We start from the raw sequence: 18,789 nt of genomic DNA on the forward strand, positions 1-18,789 counted from the left end.
TAGAAAGCGAGTGACTTCGGGCAGTATAGTCTTTTAGTTTACTTTTAGTACTAGGCAACGAGCTGCAGACAGTACTAGAGTACGGCAAAGCGAGTTAACGAAGTAATAAAAGAAAAACTAAATGACTAGATAGCCTTGGCCCCACCATTGTCTGCTAAACACCCAACCTAATTCAGCAGCTTGTACTCTCTCATCTAAGCTGACAACGGAAATATCTCCAATAGGTTGCTTACTTTCTTTGAGCTCAATTACCCACCTGTATGTTTTTTCCTGTGAATAGGATTGAAGACAGAACTGGACATAGTCTTCAGTATCTTGGAGTGTCTGATGAGTTGGCCAGGTCAGATAGGTGGTAACCTTTTCATCTGAAGTCCAGTTTTGGAAAACGGGCTCAACATCGCTTGCTTGAAAAGGGCGTAAAATCAGTCGTTCTGTTTCTAAAATCTGAGTTCCTTTATGTTGCATCTCATTTCCTCCTCAATAATGCCTCAATCCAGTCGGGTGCGTAGGCAGAAGTACAGCCTTTTGGAACTTTCATGTCCGCATAGACAGCCAATTCCTGACCGATTGCAAGGCCTTGTTCCAGATAGTTGGGATAGGCAACCGCAATCTCCACCAAGCATTGGTTCATGGTCCATTGGATAAGCGGGTCTGCGGTTTGCAAATGCTGGCGAATATGGTCTAGAGTTTCTTCAATTTCTTGATTTGAGGCAGTTCTTCCAGCAAAGTACTTGGCGCGGAGGAACCAGCCAATGCGTTGAAAAATGGCTGGTTTTTGGGCAAGCAAGGTTTCTTCCCAATCCCTACTGTCTTTTCGTTTGCTGAGAATGATAGAAGCTAGTTTGTCTAAGACATTGACAGAAACCTGTTCATCGAGGCAGTTTTCTAAATCCTCTAGGGTCAGTTGGTCGGGCTTATTTTTGGCAATTTGAATGGCTAAATATTGTGCCTCTAGGACACCTGTTTGCCAGAGTGGAGCAAACAAGTCCAGTCGATTTTTATAGGCCTTGGCGATACCAGAAATAGCTCCCATTGGAACGCCGTAGTAGGGCTTGGTTTCGCCAATTTTTTCATAACGCTTGAGGGTGCCAGCATGGCTGGCTGCTTCAAGTTGGGTGAGAATGGTGTTCATTTCAGTCATAAATATCTCCGAAAAAAAACTGGATTGCTCCAGTTTTTATATGTAGTCGTTTAGTTTGCTTTTAGTACAAGGTAACGAGGTGCAGGTTGCTAGAACAGCCTCTAGGCTGTTCTAGGTTGGAAATAAGACATGCGAAGCAAGTCACTTTCGTGGAGTACGGCAAAGCGAGTTAACGAAGTAATCAAAGATAAACTAAATGACTATTTCAATAAACCACGTTCACGGTACCAGACATCTGGCGTCCATACCCACTTGCAACCGTAGCTTTCTAGCAAATCAAATGCTGCCTCAGGTCCCATGGTTCCAGCTGGATAGGTGTGGAGTGGGACTTGGTTGCTTGCCCACAAATCAACAATGCGGTCAATCAAGCTCCAGCTTGCTTTCACTTCTTCCCAATGGCTAAAGTTAGTAGAATCACCATTTAGGACATCGAAAAATAGTTTTTCGTAGGCTTCGGGTGAATTTCCAAGAGCAGTTGCATTGTGGCGGAAGTTGAGTTTGGCAGGTGTAAGAGCGAAGTGGGAACCAACTTCCTTACCGTTGATAGAGAGCATAAAGCCTTCAGTTGGTTGGATGAAGATGGTCAATACATTGGCCTCAGAAGGCTGACCAAAAATATCTTCCGCATGCTTGAAGGTGATGGTCACGCGCGTGCCCTTTTCTGTCAGACGTTTACCTGTACGGAAGAAGAAAGGTACATCACGGAATCGGTCAGTATCAACGAAGAAGACACCTCCTGCAAAGGTTTCTGTCTGAGAAGCTTCGGCAATATTTGGTTCATCCAAGTAGCTAACGTAGTCTTTTCCGTCGATGGAACCTGCTGCATATTGACCACGGATGAAGTTGCGCTTGAGGTCTTCGTCAGAAGGCTGACGCAAGTGTTGGAAGACCTTGATTTTCTCAGCGCGGACATCTTCCTCCTTGAAGCTGGCTGGCTTATCCATTGCTAGAAGGGAAAGGACTTGAAGGGCATGGTTTTGCACCATGTCCTTCAAGGCGCCAGAATGATCGTAGTAGCTCCCACGATCCTCAACACCAATCGCTTCAGCAAATGTAATTTGGACGTTATCGATGTAATCGCGGTTCCAAATATGCTCAAAAATGATATTGGCAAAGCGAACAGCGAAGATATTTTGCACCATTTCTTTACCTAAGTAATGGTCGATACGGTAGATTTGGTCTTCATTGAAGGCTGCTGCCAATTCATCATTGAGTTTGGTAGCTGTAGCAAGGCTAGTTCCGAAAGGTTTTTCAATAATCAAGCGTTCAAAACCTTGTCCGTCAACAATCTGCTCAGATTTGAGGTGTTTGGCAATGGTTCCGAAAAATTCAGGCGCCATAGAGAGGAAGAAGACCTTGTTGTGCTGGGTATCGTATTTTTCACATAAGTCATCCTGCAATTTACGAAGAGCTATATAATGTTCCGTGTCATTGACATCATGGCTTTGGTAGTAGAAATGACTAGCAAATTCATGAGCTTGACGTGGTGTGTCAGGTAGATCACCCAGTGATTCAATGACGGTTTGCTCAAAAAATTCCTTGGTCCAGGGTCTACGAGCTGTACCGATAACTGCAAAATTTTCTCGGATGTGTCCGGCCTTATAGAGGCGAAATAAAGATGGGTAAAGTTTGCGTTTGGCAAGGTCGCCACTAGCACCAAAAATTGTAAACAATACATGTGATGACATAATTTCATTCCTATCTGTTGAATATCATTAATAGTATACCACAAATTGTCAGAAAATTCACTTTTTGAGTTGGGATTATTAGAAAACACGGTAGACATACGGGGAATCTGGCTGTTCAATCTGAACCATCGATTGTAATTCAAGTGTTGGGAGATTTTGTTTCAACGATGTGTGGTAGGAAACCTTGATTGTTCCTCTGGCTTTTACCCAAGTATTGTTAGGAAATTCTGTGGTAGCCCCCGTAGAGAGTAAGCCATATACCCCAGAATCAGCAATGCAGTGAATAATACCAAAGCGGAAAAGGAAAAATTGCTGGCTATTGTCAGGGTCATTGTAGACAAATCCAATCATTTCAATCGTTTTTCCTGAAAATTCCGTAGGATAGTCGTAGATTGCTTCCATCACTTCCATATAGTTTTCATTAGTAACGACAATGATTTCTTCAGCCAAGTATCTATCAGCAATTTCACGCATCTGGTTTTGATAGGCAGATTTTGTAAAATAAATAGAAGTATCAGGCTTGAGATACTGAACAGTCGTCCCTTCTTGGTTTTGTGTATTAGCATCGTTTTCTGCTGCTAGTGGGAAATGATAGCCCTTGGCAGCGACAGTTGTTGAATCCAGGCTTACCGTAGGAAAGAGCCAGGCTATAGCAAGAGGAATGAGCAATAGTCCAATGCTTGATAGTTTGGCAATTTTGCTTTTTAAATGGCTATGTACTCGAATTTCTTTTACCCAGACATACAATTGTACGATGGCAAGTATGAAAGATAAAACCATGGATAGATAGGCTAGATAGCTATAGTGCAGATTAATGTATTGGTCTAATTTTCCAGAAATATAGAGATACATGGTCATCTCAAAATAGCCAGCAAGAATTAAAAAACGAATCATACTACACCTCCAAGTATCAGACTATATCCCAAAATAACGAGAGTGATAGTAATGATAAAACCGGCTATAAATTTTCCCTTGAAATAATGTTTCATCATGAGCAAGTTTTTAACATCCACCATGGGTCCGATAACTAAGAAAGCCATTACTGGGGCGAATCCGAAGCTGGATAGTAGTGATGCACCAATAAAGGCATCGGCTTCAGAACATAGGGAAAGTAGAAAGGCCAGCAACATCATCAGTATAATAGCTGTTAATGGACTGTGACCGATGGTAGTCAGGACAGCGGTTGGAATATAGACTTGTACGAGACTGGCAAATAGACAACCCAAGACTAGGTAACGTCCCGTATCAAAAAATTCATCAATGGCATGAATAAGTGCGAAGCCAACTTTTTGCCAACTGGTTTTATCTGAATAATCATGCTGGTGATGGTCAAACTTGCTTCCTTTAAGAATTTGTCCTTTTACGAAAAAACCAAGAATGATTCCCAATACTAGGGATACAATGATGGCTCCTAGGGCTCTATAGAAGGCGAAAAGTAGGGAATTGCCAAAAGCGGTAAAGGTTGCAAAAAGGACGATAGGATTAATGACAGGCGCCGTTACTAAAAAGGGAACAGCAGTGTAACTTGGCACTTTTTTCTCTAATAGCCGATTGACAATAGGGACAATACCACATTCGCAAGACGGAAAAATGAAGCCGATAAAGGTTCCAAATAGAATGGCAAGAAACTTGTTTTGGGGTAAGAGTTTACGAACCTTATCTGGTGTTATAAACACATCGATAAAACCTGAAATAATAGCTCCAATCAAGACAAAGGGCAAGGCTTCAATCATGATAGACAGGGAAATAGCCCCCGCCTGTAGGACGGAGGTAGGTAATTGATCAAGACCAAACATATTATTTTTTATCCTGATTCAAGTTGTTTTTCTCGGAATTTTCTTTTGATTTTGAATCTGGATACTCAATTTCTTCCAATTTTTCAAATGAAGCAAATTCTTCCAGCATCTTTTCTAAATCATCTTGTCGTTTATAGGTTACAGCCATAGGGCACCTCCAAAAATTTTATATAAACATTATACATTTTTTGCTAAAAATTTTCTAAAGGAATCTGTTTTTATTGAAGCGCAAATATAGTTAGCACCCTCAAATCATGATATAATATTCTTATGAAAACAAGAATATCAGAATTAGTTAGCGTGCTCAATCAATACGCTAAAGAGTATTATCAATTGGACCAACCTAGCGTATCAGATGCAGAATATGATACGCTTTATCGTGAATTAGTAGAGCTAGAAACGGCTTATCCAGAACTGATTTTACCAGATAGTCCTACCCATCGGGTCGGGGGAAAGGTGCTAGACGGATTTGAAAAATATAATCATGTTTATCCTCTTTTTAGTTTGCAGGATGCCTTTTCTCGTGAAGAGTTAGAAGCTTTTGACCAGCGAGTTCGCAAGGAATTTCCTCAAGCAACATATATCTGTGAATTGAAGATTGATGGTCTATCTATTTCCCTGACCTATGAAGCGGGTAATTTAGTCGTGGGTGCTACACGTGGTGACGGTAGTGTCGGTGAAAATATCACAGAAAATCTCAAACGAGTGGCTGATATTCCTTTGACCTTACCCGAAGCTGTGGACATCACTGTCCGAGGTGAGTGTTATATGCCAAAGGCTTCTTTTGACCGTGTTAACAAACAGCGTCAGGAGGCTGGTGAAGCTGAATTTGCTAATCCGCGTAATGCAGCAGCAGGGACTCTCCGCCAGCTTGATACGGGAGTGGTGGCCCAGCGTGGTCTCGCTACCTTCCTCTACCAAGAGGCCAGCCCCTCTGAAGTGACTAGCCAGTCCGAAGTGCTTCGCAAGTTAGATGCTCTGGGATTTGTGACCAACCACGAATATTGCTTGGCGGAGTCGATTGATGACACGTGGGATTTTATTGAAAAAATAGCAGAGCGTAGAGATGATTTGCCCTATGAGATAGATGGTGTTGTCATCAAGGTAAATGATTTAGCTATACAAGAAGAACTAGGATTTACAGTAAAAGCGCCACGATGGGCAGTAGCTTACAAGTTTCCAGCTGAGGAAAAAGAAGCAGAAATCTTGTCGGTTGATTGGACTGTTGGCCGAACAGGTGTTGTGACACCAACTGCCAATCTTAGTCCTGTTCAACTGGCAGGAACGACTGTCAGTCGAGCGACCTTGCATAACGTAGATTATATCGCCGAAAAAGATATTCGTATTGGCGATACGGTCATTGTTTATAAGGCGGGAGATATTATTCCAGCAGTTCTGAAAGTGGTGGACAAGTATCGAAAAGAGCAAGAAATCATGCTCATTCCTAGTCATTGTCCGTCTTGTCAGAGCGACCTAAAACACTATGAGGACGAAGTTGCCCTCCGCTGTATCAACCCTATTTGTCCTAGCCAGCTGATGAGTAAGTTGGAACATTTTGCAAGTCGGGATGCCATGAACATCGCAGGGCTAGGGGCTTCAATCGTTGAAAAACTCTTTGGAGCAGGCTTGGTACACGATGTTGCTGATATTTATAAATTGACTGTTGATGACCTATTGACCTTGGAAGGTTTCAAAGAAAAATCAGCTGACAAGCTCTATCAAGCCATTCAAACTTCTAAGAGCAACTCAGCAGAACGCCTCCTATTTGGACTAGGTATTCGCCATGTAGGTAGTAAGGCAAGTAAGATTTTAGTAGAAAAATTTGGTGATTTAGAAACTCTAGCATTTACTGATCAAGAAGCAATTGCTTCGCTAGAAGGGCTTGGTCAGGTTATTGCTAAGTCTTTGACAACTTTTTTTGCTAGTGAGGGTGCGCAACAACTTTTAGCCGAACTTAAGGAAGCTAAGGTAAACTTAACCTATCTCGGACAAGTAGTAGATGAAAATGCTGCGCTATCGGGTATGACAGTTGTACTGACTGGTAAATTGGAGCGAATGAAACGAAACGAAGCCAAAGCCAAATTAGAAGCTTTAGGGGCAAATGTAGCGGGATCTGTTTCTAAAAAAACTAATCTTGTGGTTGCCGGAACAGATGCAGGCAGTAAATTGACTAAAGCACAGGAGCTAGGTATCGAAATTAAAGATGAGGCTTGGTTAGAGAGCTTGTAAAGGTAAAACGATGGAAGAAAGAAAACGTGCTAGACTAATATATAATCCGACCTCAGGTCAAGAAATCATGAAGAAAAATGTGGCCGAAGTATTGGAAATTTTGGAAGGCTACGGTTATGAAACTTCAGCTTTCCAAACAACTGCTGAGAAAGACTCTGCAAAGAATGAAGCTACACGTGCGGCGCTTGCAGGCTTTGACTTGATTATCGCGGCTGGTGGAGATGGAACGATCAATGAAGTCGTCAATGGAATTGCTCCGCTTGAAAAACGTCCGCAGATGGCCATCATACCGACTGGCACCACCAATGACTATGCGCGTGCTTTAAAAGTGCCCAGGGGAAATCCTGTAGAAGCAGCTAAGGTTATCGGTAAGCAGCAGACCATTTTAATGGATATTGGTTTAGCCAAAAATCAAAAAAATGGTTTTCATCAAGAACATTATTTTATCAACATTGCTGCGGCAGGTACACTTACGGAGTTGACCTACAGTGTTCCCAGTCAACTTAAGACCATGTTTGGCTATTTGGCCTATGTGGTAAAAGGAGCAGAACTCCTGCCACAAGTACAATTTACACCTGTTCGTGTAGAGCATGACGAGGGCGTGTTTGAAGGCTCGGTTTCAATGATTTTTGTTGCCTTAACCAATTCAATTGGTGGTTTTGAACAGATTGTTCCCGATGCTAAGTTAGATGATGGTAATTTTACCTTATTGATGGTTAAAACAGGGAATTTATTTGAAATTCTACATCTGATTCGTCAAGTCTTAGATGGTGGCAAACACATTGAGAGTGATTTAGTTGAATACATAAAAACAAAGAGCCTATCCATTGAAAATCTGAATCCAGATAACCGTCTACTGCTCAATCTAGATGGAGAGTTTGGTGGGGAAGCCCCTGTACGTCTGTACAACCTATCAAACCATATAGAGTTTTTCGCAGATACAGATCTGGTTTCTGACCATGCAATCACTCTTGATACTGATCAGATGAATCGAGAAGATATGGCCAAACGATTCATTGAAGAAACAGACCATATTGATGAAGCTATTAAATAGGAAGAAAAGATGAAATACTCTTTTCTTTTTATTTTACAAAAACGAATTAAACGCTTACAATGGCGGTATTTTCTTGACAAATAGATGTTTTAGGAGTATCCTTACATGGTATTAAATTTTAAAAGGAGAATTCGTTATGAGTTTAGGCGCATTGGCCCTTGGATTGGCCTGTCTTGGTGTAAGTATCGGTGAGGGACTGTTGGTGGCTTCATACCTTAGTTCGACTGCACGTCAACCAGAAATGCAAAGTAAATTGATGGCTGGTGTATTTTTGGGTGTTGCCTTTATCGAGGGAACTTTCTTCGTAACCTTGGCTATGACATTTGTCTTGAAATAGTAGAAAATAGAGAAATAGAAAAGGGGGGAACCTCCATTGGAAGAACATTTAAGTCCAACCCTTACCCTTGGTCCCGTAACCTTTGACCTGACCATGGTATTGGTTTCTGTCATTACCATTTCCATTATTTTCTTACTTGTTTTTTGGGCTAGTCGTCAGATGGAGCTCAAGCCTAAAGGAAAACAGAATGTTTTGGAGTACGTTTACGAATTGACCATCAATTTTACAAAAGGGAATCTTGGCGATGCGGAAGCAAAGCGGTATTCCTTGTTCTTCTTTACAGTCTTTACTTTTCTTTTGGTTGCCAATAATCTAGGTTTGATGACCAAATTGGAAACAGCAGAAGGACATAATTTGTGGACTTCTCCAACGGCCAATATGGCTTACGATTTCGGTTTGGCAACAATTGCAACAGTATTTTGTCATGTTGAGGGTATTCGTCGTCGCGGTTTCAAGGCATACCTCAAATCTTTTGTGACACCCTGGGCTATGGCTCCAATGAACATTTTGGAAGAAGTGACCAACCTTGTGTCGCTTGCTCTTCGTCTGTACGGTAACATTTATGCTGGTGAAGTGCTTGTCTCTCTTCTTCTACAATTATCTCAACAAAGTGCACTTGCATATCCAATTGCCTTTGCTCTGAACGTTGTTTGGACAGCATTTTCTGTATTCATTTCATGCTTGCAGGGATATGTATTTATCATGTTGGTATCTATGTACTTAAATAAAAAAATCAGTAGTGAGAGTGAATAGGAAAGGGAAAGACAACTATGGCAACAACTATTACAATGCAATCTAGTACCATTCTTGGAAACTTTATCTTGGTAACAGTCTCATTTGCAGTACTTATTATTCTTATTCGTGTTTTTGCATGGGATAAAATTACAGGTATTTTTGAAGAACGTGCCAATAAGATTGCGAACGATATTGATGCTGCAGAAGAAAAATTAACAGTAGCAGCAAACCTTGTTCAACAACGTGAAGATGAGTTGGTACAGGGACGTATCGAAAGTCAAAAGATTATTCAAGATGCGGTTGAACGTGCAAAACTAGAGAAAAAACGAATTTTAGAACAAGCTGAAGTTGAGGCTCAAGCTCTAAAAACAAAAGCGACAATGGAAATTGAAGCTGAAAAACGTGAGGCACAAGAAAACTTGCGCGTTCAAGTTGCTGAATTGGCAGTTGATCTTGCAAGCAAAATTATTTTGGAAGATTTGGACCAACAAGCTCATAGTAACTTGATTGACCGTTATTTGGACAAACTAGGAGACAAGTAGATGAACGCTAGAGAAAATGCCATCGTGCAAAAATATGCTCTATCATTTGTTGAAAAAGTCAGTGATCATGCAGATATTTGGGATATGTATGACCAGATTTCTGACTTGATTTCCATCATTCATGATAGTAAGCTGAATCGAATCTTGCTGTCAGCGACAGTATCGAGAGAAGAAAAGGCTGACTTTGTAAGGACGGTACGTCAATCTAGTTTCTGGCAAATCAATGACTTGATTGAAGATGTTATTCGTGATGGTCATGCAGACTTGCTTCTTGAAACCCTTGAGCGTGTCCAATTACAAATCAGTAAATTTAAAAATGAATTTGAAGCCCGTGTGGTTTCGGTCTATCCGTTGACAGAAGCTCAAAAAGAGCGTCTCCGTCACTTGGTAGAACAACGATTCTCCTTGCGTGTACGCAATATCACGGAAGAACTTGATCAAAGTCTCCTCGGTGGTTTTATTGTAACGGTTAACCATAAGGTAATCGATGCAAGCGTTCGGACACAGTTGAAGGACGTTAGAAAAAAACTTTAGAAAATAGAAAGTGGTGTTCTTTTGATTAATGCACAAGAAATTAGCGCTTTACTAAAACAACAAATTGAAGGCTTTCAGCCTGACTTTGACTACACAGAGACAGGTGTCGTAACCTATATCGGTGACGGTATCGCCCGTGCGCAAGGTCTTGACAATGCCATGAGTGGAGAGCTTTTGGTATTTGAAAATGGCACCATTGGTATGGCACAAAACTTAGAAACCAACGATGTTGGTATCATCATTCTTGGACAATTTACCGATATTCGTGAAGGATCAGTTGTTCGTCGTACTGGTAAAATTATGGAAGTACCAGTTGGTTCGGCTTTGATTGGTCGTGTCATCAACCCACTTGGTCAACCTGTGGATGGTCTTGGTGAAATTCGTACTAGTAAGACTCGTCCGATTGAATATCCAGCACCAGGTGTTATGCAACGTAAGTCGGTTAATGAACCGCTTCAAACTGGTCTTAAGGCTATTGACGCTTTGGTTCCGATTGGTCGTGGTCAGCGTGAATTGATTATCGGTGACCGTCAGACAGGGAAGACATCTGTAGCTATTGATGCTATTCTCAACCAAAAAGGCCAAGACATGATTTGTATCTATGTGGCTATCGGTCAGAAAGAGTCAACTGTTCGTACTCAGGTTGAAACCCTTCGTCAATATGGTGCTTTGGATTACACAATTGTAGTAACTGCATCTGCTTCACAACCGTCTCCATTGCTTTTCTTGGCTCCTTATGCTGGTGTTGCGATGGCAGAAGAGTTCATGTATGAAGGCAAACACGTCTTGATTGTTTACGATGATTTGTCAAAACAAGCGGTAGCTTACCGTGAATTATCTCTCTTGCTTCGTCGTCCTCCGGGTCGTGAAGCCTATCCAGGGGATGTATTCTACTTGCACAGTCGTTTGCTAGAGCGTTCAGCAAAGGTTTCAGATGAATTGGGCGGTGGCTCCATTACAGCTCTACCATTTATCGAAACACAAGCGGGAGATATTTCAGCTTACATCGCGACCAACGTGATTTCAATCACGGATGGACAAATCTTCTTGAAGGACGATTTATTCAACTCTGGTATCCGTCCAGCCATTGATGCGGGTTCTTCTGTATCACGTGTAGGTGGCTCTGCACAGATTAAGGCCATGAAAAAGGTTGCAGGTACCCTTCGTATCGACTTAGCTTCTTATCGTGAATTAGAAGCCTTTACTCAATTTGGTTCGGATTTGGATGCGGCTACTCAGGCCAAACTCAATCGTGGTCGTCGGACTGTGGAAGTGTTGAAACAACCATTGCATAAGCCGCTTCCAGTTGAAAAACAGGTTTTGATTTTGTATGCTTTGACAAATGGCTTCTTGGATTCAGTGCCAATTGATGATATTTTGGCATTTGAAGAAGAACTGTACGCATATTTTGATTTGCACTACGATGGTCTTTTGGATGTTATTCGTACAACAAAAGACCTTCCTGACACAGATGAATTGAATGCTGCTATCCAAGCTTTCAAAGACCAGTCTGTCTTTAAGTAAAGGAGTGAATAATGGCAGGTTCTCTCAATGAAATCAAGTCAAAAATTGCATCTACTAAGAAAACCAGTCAAATCACCGGTGCCATGCAGATGGTTTCGGCTTCTAAACTAGCCAAATCAGAGCAATTAGCGCAATCCTTTCAAATCTACGCTAGCAAGGTTCGTCAGATTACAACGGATCTCTTGCGTGGAGAATTGATGGCTTCAGATACAAGCAATCCAATGCTGATTCGCCGTCCAGTTCAAAAATCTGGTTATATTGTCATTACCTCTGACAGTGGACTAAAAGGTTCTTATAATTCCAGTATTTTGAAGGCTGTGATGGGGATGATTGAACAGGACCATGACTCGAAAGATGAGTATGAGATTATTGCTATTGGTAGTATGGGAGCTGATTTCTTCCGTGCTCGTGGTATCAATCCTGTCTTTGAATTGCGTGGTTTAGCAGACAACCCAAGTTTTGAAGAGGTTCAAAAAATCATTTCTAAGTCTGTTGAGATGTACAAGAATGAACTCTTTGATGAGTTGTATGTTTGTTATAACCACCATGTCAATAGTTTGACCAGTCAGGTGCGTGTACAACAGATGCTTCCTGTAGAAGATTTGGACCACAATGAAGCAGATGGTTATACAGCTACCTTTGAGTTGGAACCAAACCGTGAGGTTATTTTGGAACAACTCTTGACTCAATATGCAGAATCAACCATTTATGGAGCAATTTTGGATGCCAAAACTGCTGAAAATGCAGCAGGTATGACAGCCATGCAGACAGCGACGGATAATGCTAAGAATGTCATTAACGATTTGACAATCCAATACAATAGGGCTCGTCAGGCAGCGATTACTCAGGAAATTACTGAGATTGTAGCTGGTGCCTCAGCCCTTGAGTAATAGAAATAGAGGAAATAGAATGAGTTCAGGCAAAATTACTCAGGTTGTCGGACCAGTTGTAGACGTTGCGTTTGCAGCAGAAGATAAACTTCCTGAGATTAACAACGCACTCGTTGTATATAAAAATGATGATTCCAAACAAAAAGTCGTGCTTGAAGTGGCTTTGGAACTTGGTGATGGCGTTGTACGGACCATTGCCATGGAATCAACGGATGGATTGACACGTGGGATGGAAGTTCTCGATACAGGTCGTCCCATCTCTGTTCCAGTCGGTAAAGAAACACTGGGTCGTGTCTTCAATGTGTTGGGAGATACCATTGACCTTGAAGAGTCTTTTCCGGCAGATTTTGAACGTGAGCCTATCCATAAGAAAGCGCCGGCTTTTGACGAATTATCTACTTCAAGCGAAATTTTGGAAACAGGGATTAAGGTTATCGACCTCCTAGCACCTTATCTAAAAGGTGGTAAGGTTGGTCTCTTCGGTGGTGCCGGTGTTGGTAAAACCGTCCTTATCCAAGAATTGATTCACAATATTGCCCAAGAACACGGTGGTATCTCTGTATTTACCGGAGTTGGCGAGCGTACCCGTGAAGGGAACGACTTGTATTGGGAAATGAAAGAATCAGGTGTTATTGAAAAAACGGCCATGGTATTTGGTCAGATGAATGAGCCACCGGGAGCCCGTATGCGTGTTGCTCTTACTGGTTTGACCATTGCAGAATACTTCCGTGATGTGGAAGGACAGGATGTTCTTCTTTTCATCGATAATATCTTCCGTTTCACTCAGGCTGGTTCAGAAGTATCAGCCCTCTTGGGTCGTATGCCGTCAGCCGTTGGTTATCAGCCAACACTTGCAACTGAGATGGGGCAATTGCAGGAGCGTATTACCTCAACCAAGAAGGGTTCTGTTACATCTATTCAGGCTATTTACGTACCTGCCGATGACTATACAGACCCAGCTCCAGCGACAGCTTTCGCTCATTTGGACTCGACTACCAACTTGGAGCGTAAGTTGACTCAGCTGGGTATCTACCCTGCGGTGGATCCATTGGCTTCGTCATCACGTGCACTTGCTCCACAAATCGTTGGTGAAGAGCACTATGCAGTAGCTATGGAAGTAAAACGTGTCCTTCAACGTTACCAAGAATTGCAAGATATTATTGCCATTCTCGGTATGGATGAATTGTCAGATGAAGAGAAGACCTTGGTTGGTCGCGCTCGTCGTATCCAATTCTTCCTCTCTCAAAACTTCAACGTTGCAGAGCAATTTACAGGTATGCCAGGTTCTTATGTGCCAGTAGCTGAAACGGTGAAAGGCTTTAAGGAAATCTTGGACGGCAAACACGACCATCTACCAGAAGATGCCTTCCGAAATGTTGGTTCAATTGAGGATGTGGTCGCTAAAGCTACTAAAATGAAATTCTAGAGGTGGCTTATGGGACAAATGACTGTACAAATCGTAACACCAGACGGTATCAAATATGACCATCATGCAGCATTTGTTTTGGTCAAAACGGTTGATGGTGAGATGGGTGTCTATTCTGGACATGAAGAACTGATTGCAGTTTTGGAAATCGGTGAAATGAAAGTGCGTCGTGTTGATGATGAAAACCATGTAGACTGGATTGCGGTCAATGGTGGAATCATTGAAGTCAACAAGGATATTATTACGGTCATTTCTGATTCCGCTGAGCGGGAACGGGATATTGATATTAGTCGTGCAGAACGTGCCAAATTGCGCGCGGAACGTGAATTGGAAGAAGCACAGACTGCTCGTAATATTGATATGGAGATGCGTGCAACAGTCGCCCTCCAACGCGCGATAAATCGTATTCGTGTCGGGAAACATTAATATATATGGGATTGAACTTGGTTCAGTTCCATTTTTTAATTTCATGGTATAATGGAAACATGGTAATTTCAATTTTACAGTTTTTTAGTCATATATTGTTTATCTATCTGGCTCATCATCTCTTGGTTACAACAGTTGATTGGTCACGGTGGTTGAAGGTGACTGGGGACAATCAGCGTAAAATCAATTTGCTGATTCTCTTTCTGGCAATAGCACTGGGGTACTTAGTCTCGACTTTCTTTTTAGAATTGTTGATGATGGGACGCTCTTTTGCAAATATGTGATTTAAGATAAGAAAAGGATAAGAAATGGATACAATTATTGTTACAGGTAGTAAAAACGGTTTGAAAGGACAGGTTGAGATTGAGGGGGCGAAGAATGCCGTTCTGCCTTTATTGGCAGCAACAGTTCTAGCAAGTCAAGGGCAAACCAAATTGACTCAGGTTCCTATTTTGTCTGATGTCTATACAATGAATAATGTTGTACGTGGTCTGGGAGTTCGTGTGAATTTTGACGAGGAAACAAAGACTATCGATATTGACGCAACAGGTAAACTTGGTAGCGAAACTCCTTATAAGTATGTGAGTCAAATGCGCGCCTCTATTGTTATTCTTGGTCCGATTTTGGCACGCAATGGTTATGCTAAGGTTTCTATGCCAGGAGGCTGTACAATTGGTAGTCGTCCAATAGATTTGCATTTAAAAGGTTTGCAAGCTATGGGGGCTAAAATTAAACAACGCGCTGGTTATATTGAAGCGAGTGCAGAGAACTTGCAGGGAGCTCATATCTATCTTGATTTCCCAAGTGTTGGGGCAACGCAAAACTTAATGATGGCTGCAACTCTGGCGCAGGGTACAACGGTATTAGAAAATGCTGCGCGAGAACCTGAAATTGTTGACTTGGCTATTTTCCTAAACAAAATGGGGGCCAAAGTTAAGGGAGCAGGTACAGAGACGATTACGATTACTGGTGTAGAAGAATTGACTGGCGCAGAACACCAAGTTGTCCAAGATCGTATCGAAGCGGGTACCTTTATGGTGGCAGCGGCAATGACTGGTGGCGATGTCTTGGTCAAGGACGCTGTCTGGGAGCACAACCGTCCACTCATTTCTAAGATGTTGGAAATGGGAGTTGAGGTGACGGAAGAAGCTGAAGGGATTCGAGTTCGTTCGCAAGTGGATAAGCTTAAACCTGTAACAGTAAAAACTTTGCCCCACCCAGGCTTCCCAACGGATATGCAGGCTCAATTTACAGCTCTAATGGCAGTTGCAAAGGGTGAATCTACCATGATTGAAACGGTATTTGAGAATCGTTTCCAGCATTTGGAAGAAATGCGTCGGATGGATTTGCATTCGGAAATTTTACGAGATACAGCTATCATCACGGGAGGACAAGCTCTGCAAGGTGCTCAGGTTATGTCTACTGATTTGCGAGCTAGTGCTGCATTGATTTTGGCAGGTTTGGTTGCTGAAGGTGAAACGATTGTAGGTAAATTAACGCACTTAGATCGAGGTTACTATCGTTTTCATGAGAAATTAGCTGCTTTAGGTGCAACGATTGAACGTGTGAGTGGAGAAGATGAAAATGGATAAGGATAATCTTAGCTATGTTGGTAAAAATTTAATCTTAGTAGCAGTTGTTTTGTTGATTGCTATTTTGGTGTTTATTTTAGGATTAATGGTTGGTTACGGTGTCATAGGAGATGGAGACAATGTATTTGCGGTGTTGTCACCAGCTAAGTGGCAAGAACTAATCGGTAAATTTACAGGAAAGTAGGCTGGACCTGCTTTTTTGATGGAGAGAAAATGGCGAAGAAAAATGTAAAAAAACAAGCGATGAGTCTGCTCAGCTTATTGGCTACGATTGTTGTAGTAGCGGGTGGCTATCTTTTAAGTGATAACAAGAGCAGTAACCTTGCTGACTATTCCTATTATGTCAATCAGTCTAAGGCAAGTGAAGGCACACCTAGTCAGGAACTGGCTAGTTCGGTATTGACAGAAGATGTAAAAAAGCAACTGGGGAATTCGATTGAATGGAATGGTGCTGGAGCATTTATTATTAACGGAAATAAGACTGATTTAGATGCTTCAGTCTCTAGTAAGCCCTATGCGGATAATAAGACAAAGACTGTGCAGGGAGAAACGGTTCCAACAGTGGCAAATGCCCTTTTAGCCAAATCAACGCGACAGTATAAGAGTCGTGAAGAAACAGGAAATGGTTCGACTTCATGGACCCCAGCTGGTTGGCATCAGGTACAGGATTTGGATGGTTCCTATGATCATGCGATTGATAGGGGGCATCTGCTGGGCTATGCCTTGATTGGCGGTTTAAAAGGCTTTGATGCTTCAACCAGCAATCCTAAGAATATTGCAGTTCAAACAGCTTGGTCCAATCAGGCAAGGGCTGAGGATTCGACGGGGCAAAACTATTTTGAGAGTCAAGTTCGTAAAGCTTTGGATAAGAACAAACGTGTTCGTTACCGCGTGACCTTGGTGTATGCTGATGAGGATGATTTGGTTCCAGTCGGAAGCCATCTAGAGGCAAAAGCAGCAGATGGTAGCCTAGAGTTCAATGTGTTCGTTCCAAATGTGCAGAGCGGTCTCAGTATCAACTATCATAGTGGGGAAATTGCAGTAAATGAGTAAAGAAATCAATTGCCAAACATTCTTATTTTTGATAGAATATTCTTAATTGAATAGAAGTCTGTGAGACTAGTACACCTATGGAAACTGCTCAGGGAGTTGAGCCGTGACTGCAAGCTCAATCAGTGAAAGTTGGTCGAATTCACTCACACAAGGACTTAGAAACAAGGTCTGCCTTGCAGATGAAAACGGATGGTACCGCGTGACAACGCTCCGATACGAGTGGTGTCATGCGTTTTTTTATTGGAGGAATTATGTCAAACATTGAACAACAGTTGGCTGAACTAAGCCAATCCACACTTGAAAAGTTAAAAGAAATCCAGCACCAAGGAGAAAAAGAACTACAAGACCTGCGTGTTGCGGTTTTGGGTAAAAAAGGGTCCTTGACTGACTTGTTGAAAGGCTTAAAAGACCTATCTAACGAAATGAAACCAATCGTTGGTAAACAAGTCAATGAAGTGCGTGATGTCTTGACAGCAGCCTTTGAAGAAACAGCTCAAAAGGTTGCGGCAGCGAAAATTCAACAACAATTAGCATCCGAAACCATTGATGTGACCCTGCCAGGTCGTCAGGTTAAGGTCGGAAAACGCCATGTCTTGACCCAAACTTCTGAAGAAATTGAAGATATTTTCTTGGGTATGGGCTTCCAAATCGTCGACGGATTTGAAGTGGAGAAAGACTACTATAACTTTGAGCGCATGAATTTGCCAAAAGACCACCCAGCGCGTGATATGCAGGACACCTTCTACATCACAGAAGAAATCCTTATGCGGACCCATACGTCGCCTGTTCAGGCGCGTACCATGGACCAACATGATTTCTCAAAAGGTGCCTTGAAGATGATTTCGCCTGGACGTGTTTTCCGTCGTGATACGGATGATGCGACCCACAGCCACCAGTTCCACCAGATTGAAGGTTTGGTTGTTGGTGAAAATGTATCCATGGGCGATCTCAAAGGTACGCTTGAAATGATTATCAAGAAAATGTTTGGTGAAGAGCGTCAGATTCGCCTGCGTCCATCATACTTCCCATTCACTGAGCCTTCTGTTGAGGTGGATGTTTCCTGCTTCAAGTGCGGTGGTGACGGCTGTAATGTATGTAAGAAAACAGGCTGGATTGAAATCCTCGGTGCCGGCATGGTCCACCCGCAAGTATTGGAAATGAGTGGCATTGACTCAACCAAGTACTCTGGCTTTGCCTTCGGTCTTGGTCAGGAACGTATTGCCATGCTCCGCTACGGTATCAACGATATTCGTGGATTCTATCAAGGCGATGTACGATTCTCGGAGCAGTTTTGATGTGAGACCTGTTTCTGATACTGAAAGTATCTAGAAACAGGACGGTAGCCGCTCTAGCGGTCTACCTACTCCCCTCACTAGTTCTAAGGTTGAAAAAATGTCGTTTTCAACCTTAGAACGTCGTAATCTCGCACTATTTAAGGTGTGGTAATCGCTGCTCTGCGACTTTCCTAGCTACCTTACTAGGATTTCTAGATAAAAATATCGTTTTGCTTGAAATCCGTCGTGATTTAGTAAGTTTGTCAGGTTGTTTAAGGTGAAAAACGGTAGCTGCTCTAGTGGCCTACCTACTCCCCTCGCTAGGTTCAAGGTTGAAAAAATGTCGTTTTCAACCTTAGAGCGTCGTAACCACGGACGAGTAAAGTAAGGAGGAAATCGCTATTCTGCGACTTTCCTAGCTACCTTACTAGGCTTTCAAGCAAAAAATATCGTTTCGCTTGAAATTCGTCGTAATCCTATAAAATTAGTAGATTGTTGATTGAGAGAAAGGATAGCCGCTATGGCGGTCTACCTACTCCCCTCACTAG

General features: G+C 42.2%; 21 protein-coding genes. 15 read left to right on the forward strand and 6 right to left on the reverse strand.

The window, feature by feature from the left end; all coding sequences use genetic code 11:
• Positions 1 to 117 precede the first annotated feature (117 nt).
• The 6 genes from K6969_RS04340 to K6969_RS04365 all read right to left on the reverse strand — a co-directional run bounded on the left by K6969_RS04340 (position 118) and on the right by K6969_RS04365 (position 4,773).
• A complete protein-coding gene (locus K6969_RS04340; RefSeq protein ID WP_228381544.1) occupies positions 118 to 465 on the reverse strand; it encodes a GNAT family N-acetyltransferase in 348 nt (115 codons plus the stop codon).
• A 1-nt stretch (position 466) separates the two neighbouring features.
• Entirely contained in the window at positions 467 to 1,141 is a 675-nt protein-coding gene (locus K6969_RS04345) for a DNA alkylation repair protein (protein WP_171942580.1), read from the reverse strand.
• A 200-nt stretch (positions 1,142 to 1,341) separates the two neighbouring features.
• Positions 1,342 to 2,829, reverse strand: coding sequence for a glucose-6-phosphate dehydrogenase (zwf, locus tag K6969_RS04350; RefSeq protein ID WP_029173061.1), 1,488 nt, complete (start codon positions 2,827 to 2,829; stop codon positions 1,342 to 1,344).
• 78 nt (positions 2,830 to 2,907) lie between these two features.
• Positions 2,908 to 3,723, reverse strand: coding sequence for a TIGR03943 family putative permease subunit (locus tag K6969_RS04355; protein WP_171942581.1), 816 nt, complete (start codon positions 3,721 to 3,723; stop codon positions 2,908 to 2,910).
• The gene (locus K6969_RS04360) at positions 3,720 to 4,625 is read right to left on the reverse strand and encodes a permease (RefSeq protein ID WP_171942582.1); all 906 of its coding nucleotides are present in this window, start codon (positions 4,623 to 4,625) and stop codon (positions 3,720 to 3,722) included. Before K6969_RS04360 ends, K6969_RS04355 begins: the two co-directional genes overlap by 4 nt.
• 1 nt (position 4,626) lies before the next feature.
• Positions 4,627 to 4,773 carry an SPJ_0845 family protein gene (locus K6969_RS04365; RefSeq protein WP_162840664.1) on the reverse strand — a complete coding sequence of 49 codons (147 nt, stop codon included), beginning with the start codon at positions 4,771 to 4,773 and terminating at the stop codon, positions 4,627 to 4,629.
• Between the two features lie 122 nt (positions 4,774 to 4,895).
• Here K6969_RS04365 and ligA point away from each other — a divergent pair, with 122 nt between their 5' ends.
• The 15 genes from ligA to pheS all read left to right on the forward strand — a co-directional run bounded on the left by ligA (position 4,896) and on the right by pheS (position 18,262).
• Positions 4,896 to 6,854, forward strand: coding sequence for an NAD-dependent DNA ligase LigA (gene ligA / locus K6969_RS04370; RefSeq protein WP_171942583.1), 1,959 nt, complete (start codon positions 4,896 to 4,898; stop codon positions 6,852 to 6,854).
• A gap of 10 nt (positions 6,855 to 6,864) precedes the next feature.
• The gene (locus K6969_RS04375; protein WP_002939803.1) at positions 6,865 to 7,908 is read left to right on the forward strand and encodes a diacylglycerol kinase family lipid kinase; all 1,044 of its coding nucleotides are present in this window, start codon (positions 6,865 to 6,867) and stop codon (positions 7,906 to 7,908) included.
• Between the two features lie 136 nt (positions 7,909 to 8,044).
• Entirely contained in the window at positions 8,045 to 8,245 is a 201-nt protein-coding gene (locus K6969_RS04380) for a F0F1 ATP synthase subunit C (RefSeq protein ID WP_002936021.1), read from the forward strand.
• A 36-nt stretch (positions 8,246 to 8,281) separates the two neighbouring features.
• On the forward strand, positions 8,282 to 8,998 hold the full coding sequence (gene atpB, locus K6969_RS04385) for a F0F1 ATP synthase subunit A (protein WP_105130701.1): 717 nt from the start codon (positions 8,282 to 8,284) through the stop codon (positions 8,996 to 8,998).
• A gap of 17 nt (positions 8,999 to 9,015) precedes the next feature.
• A complete protein-coding gene (gene atpF, locus K6969_RS04390; protein WP_029184975.1) occupies positions 9,016 to 9,522 on the forward strand; it encodes a F0F1 ATP synthase subunit B in 507 nt (168 codons plus the stop codon).
• Positions 9,523 to 10,056, forward strand: a complete 534-nt coding sequence (locus K6969_RS04395) for a F0F1 ATP synthase subunit delta (RefSeq protein ID WP_002936016.1) — start codon at positions 9,523 to 9,525, stop codon at positions 10,054 to 10,056.
• A gap of 3 nt (positions 10,057 to 10,059) precedes the next feature.
• Positions 10,060 to 11,580, forward strand: coding sequence for a F0F1 ATP synthase subunit alpha (atpA, locus tag K6969_RS04400; RefSeq protein ID WP_032497571.1), 1,521 nt, complete (start codon positions 10,060 to 10,062; stop codon positions 11,578 to 11,580).
• Positions 11,581 to 11,591: 11 nt separating this feature from the next.
• The gene (locus K6969_RS04405; protein WP_002936012.1) at positions 11,592 to 12,470 is read left to right on the forward strand and encodes a F0F1 ATP synthase subunit gamma; all 879 of its coding nucleotides are present in this window, start codon (positions 11,592 to 11,594) and stop codon (positions 12,468 to 12,470) included.
• Between the two features lie 19 nt (positions 12,471 to 12,489).
• Complete coding sequence (gene atpD, locus K6969_RS04410; RefSeq protein WP_171942584.1) at positions 12,490 to 13,896, forward strand: F0F1 ATP synthase subunit beta; 1,407 nt, start codon at positions 12,490 to 12,492, stop codon at positions 13,894 to 13,896.
• 9 nt (positions 13,897 to 13,905) lie between these two features.
• On the forward strand, positions 13,906 to 14,322 hold the full coding sequence (locus tag K6969_RS04415; protein ID WP_002936007.1) for a F0F1 ATP synthase subunit epsilon: 417 nt from the start codon (positions 13,906 to 13,908) through the stop codon (positions 14,320 to 14,322).
• Between the two features lie 59 nt (positions 14,323 to 14,381).
• Positions 14,382 to 14,606 (forward strand): DUF1146 family protein, encoded by a 225-nt coding sequence (locus K6969_RS04420; protein ID WP_012775178.1) that lies wholly within the window; start codon positions 14,382 to 14,384, stop codon positions 14,604 to 14,606.
• 24 nt (positions 14,607 to 14,630) lie between these two features.
• Positions 14,631 to 15,914 carry a UDP-N-acetylglucosamine 1-carboxyvinyltransferase gene (murA, locus tag K6969_RS04425; protein WP_029180030.1) on the forward strand — a complete coding sequence of 428 codons (1,284 nt, stop codon included), beginning with the start codon at positions 14,631 to 14,633 and terminating at the stop codon, positions 15,912 to 15,914.
• Positions 15,907 to 16,098 carry a DNA-directed RNA polymerase subunit beta gene (locus K6969_RS04430; RefSeq protein ID WP_012775177.1) on the forward strand — a complete coding sequence of 64 codons (192 nt, stop codon included), beginning with the start codon at positions 15,907 to 15,909 and terminating at the stop codon, positions 16,096 to 16,098. The genes murA and K6969_RS04430 overlap by 8 nt, the downstream gene beginning before the upstream one ends.
• A gap of 29 nt (positions 16,099 to 16,127) precedes the next feature.
• The gene (locus K6969_RS04435; RefSeq protein WP_171942585.1) at positions 16,128 to 16,967 is read left to right on the forward strand and encodes a DNA/RNA non-specific endonuclease; all 840 of its coding nucleotides are present in this window, start codon (positions 16,128 to 16,130) and stop codon (positions 16,965 to 16,967) included.
• A 251-nt stretch (positions 16,968 to 17,218) separates the two neighbouring features.
• Entirely contained in the window at positions 17,219 to 18,262 is a 1,044-nt protein-coding gene (pheS, locus tag K6969_RS04440) for a phenylalanine--tRNA ligase subunit alpha (RefSeq protein WP_024378481.1), read from the forward strand.
• The last annotated feature ends 527 nt before the right edge of the window (positions 18,263 to 18,789 follow it).

It is taken from the genome of Streptococcus suis (genome assembly GCF_019856455.1).
Lineage (GTDB): Bacteria > Bacillota > Bacilli > Lactobacillales > Streptococcaceae > Streptococcus > Streptococcus suis_AE.